Raw genomic sequence first — 2,311 nt, forward strand, 5'->3', positions numbered from 1 at the left:
TTCAGACTGCGATACTCTTCCGCTTGATGTGATTACCACAAAGCATACCGATAATCCGTTTGAATCAAACGCAATTATAAAAAAAGTCAAAGAGAAAAACGAAGTTATAGTTTTAGAACACATGCGTGAAGGTGTAGAGCCTGATAGGATTAGATACGCGATAGATTATGAAAAAATAAAAGGCAAATATGATGTTTTGGTGGGTGATGTAAATTTAAAAAATAAGCACGGGCTTTTTGAAATTTCGCCTAAAACTCTTAAAAAATTTGAACTAAATTTAAATAAAGAGAGCTTAAAGGCTAAAAATCTAAGTCCGCAGGCAGACTATCCACGCTTAAAATTTGATTACGAGAATTTGAGAGCATTTATGAATGACGAAGAGTTAAATTTAGAGCCGAGCTTGGATGAAGTTAGGCGAGATATAGATGAGCTTTTAGCGCTTCTTGAAAATTTTAATGATTTTGTTGGGGATCAAGAAAAGATAAAACATACGCATTTTAAGCTTTTAAATGCATTGTTTGCATCGCCTTTTCACGCTAAAATCCGTTGTACTGCCCATCTTAAAAACATAAGTACAACGAGCCTACCGATGTTTTTACTAGCTGTTTCAAGCACTGCAAACTGCGGGAAGACCTTTGTTATCACAGCTATTTTAAAGATGATGAGCGGAAAAAGGCTTGTAAATTTAAACACTAAAAGCTGTAAAAGTACGGTTATAAAAGACATACAAGCAGGATATAGTTCCTTGCCTGTATTTATAGACGAAATTGACAACGCCTATATTGGGTTTTCAAAAGGCACTATTAAAAACTCGGAAGAATGTGAGACAAATCAATTACAAGATCAACCGATGATACTTTTTGCTTCGAATGATGCACTTGAGCCCGATGAGACGCTTAGAAAGCGTATGATATTTTTAAGGTTTGAAGGGGCGTTGCCAAGTGATATCGATCAAAATGCATATAAGGGCAGGGGCAACGCAATCATCAGTCGTCTAAGTAACGCACTTTATAGGGAGTATTTGCGCAGAATATTACCTAAAATTTCAGAACTACTAGACACGATGATACAAGGTGGTTTAGAAGATACCTGGTACCCTGATGTGATGTTGATTTCGTCAAAAGTATTGCTTGAAATTTTAGATGACTTTGGATATGCTATACCTAGCTATATGAGGCCGCTTAGTTTTAATGCTGATTATTCGGTTAATGCTGGTTTTATAGCACAAGATTCGCTTAATGAGATCGCCGAATTTTACAAACATAATAAAAGTACGTTTAAGATAGACAAAAAACAGGTAACGATAGAGTTGGGTACGGATAGCGACAGTAAAAATAAGTGTAAAAATTGGGCAAATACTCTGCCTGCTGAGATGAAAGCTAAAATTCTAAGCACAAAAGATAAAAATCAACTCATCTTAGATAGGGCAGAGCTAGAAAAGCGGCTGGGCATAAAATTTGGAGGCTTTGGCTTTTTTACTTGGAGTTAGTGATGAAAATTTACATCTATGCTAAGCAAAATGATGATATAAGAGGGCTTAAAAGCGTCTTGCGGTATTTAAATGAAACGGGCGAGATAGCGATCATAAGTGAAAGTACGCGCTCTTTTAACGAATACCAACATTTAAAAAAAAGCTTGAAAAGGGGCGATATTCTCGTAGTTTGGGGTATTTTTAGCCTTGCATTATCGCAAAGTTTCGTTGCTAGTGAGCTAAAATTTTTCATAGACAATAAAATTTTACTATTTATATACGACCTTACTCCAACTTATAAAGGTGGTGCCAACACTGCCGTAAATATGGCAGTGTTGCAAACTTTGTATACACTAGCAAAAAATGAAAAGATTTCTCTATCGGCACTAGATAAAAATTATAGCGTTGGACGCAATAAACTCATTTTTCCGCAAAACTGGCCTGAGCTTTATGAAAAATGGAAAAATAAAAAGATCTCATCAAAAGAATTTATAAGCGCATCGGGACTTAAAAAGGCAACGTTTTATAACATGCTTTGCGAATACGAAAACCTACTGCAAGAACAAGTCAAATATCAAAAACTGGCGTAAAAACTAAAAATAATAAATGTATTAAAATTTGGCCAGCAACCCTTATAAACTATGACCTTTCAGTAAAAAACAAAGCAACGGCATAACAACGCCTATGGTTATAAAACCAAATGAAAAACTAAAAAATAATTTGATGTGGAGCGGAATATGGCTTTCGCTGAGATGTAATAGCGCATAAGCCGACAAAGAACATATGATCACGCCGCCGGTAGCTTGAGCCGTATCCATCACGTCAGTAAAAAAATATGCA

General features: G+C 35.7%; 3 protein-coding genes. 2 read left to right on the top strand and 1 reads right to left on the bottom strand.

The annotated features are described in order from the left end of the window. Together Q0546_RS02810 and Q0546_RS02815 are read left to right on the top strand one after the other, a co-directional pair. Positions 1–1,489, top strand: a 1,489-nt coding sequence (locus Q0546_RS02810; protein ID WP_298790340.1) for a hypothetical protein, incomplete at its 5' end; no start/stop codon positions are given. 2 nt (positions 1,490–1,491) lie between these two features. Next, the gene (locus Q0546_RS02815) at positions 1,492–2,061 is read left to right on the top strand and encodes a hypothetical protein (protein WP_298790342.1); all 570 of its coding nucleotides are present in this window, start codon (positions 1,492–1,494) and stop codon (positions 2,059–2,061) included. 42 nt (positions 2,062–2,103) lie between these two features. On the opposite strand, the gene Q0546_RS02820 is transcribed toward Q0546_RS02815, so the two are convergent. Continuing rightward, positions 2,104–2,311 (bottom strand): hypothetical protein (locus Q0546_RS02820; RefSeq protein WP_298790344.1); only part of this gene is annotated, 208 nt, incomplete at its 5' end.

This window comes from uncultured Campylobacter sp., from assembly GCF_937997465.1.
GTDB lineage: Bacteria > Campylobacterota > Campylobacteria > Campylobacterales > Campylobacteraceae > Campylobacter_A.

Bases quoted from the DNA above. Each gene is read 5' to 3' on its own strand.
- Q0546_RS02815 (WP_298790342.1), top strand. From the start codon at position 1,492: ATGAAAATTTACATCTATGCTAAGCAAAATGATGATATAAGAGGGCTT.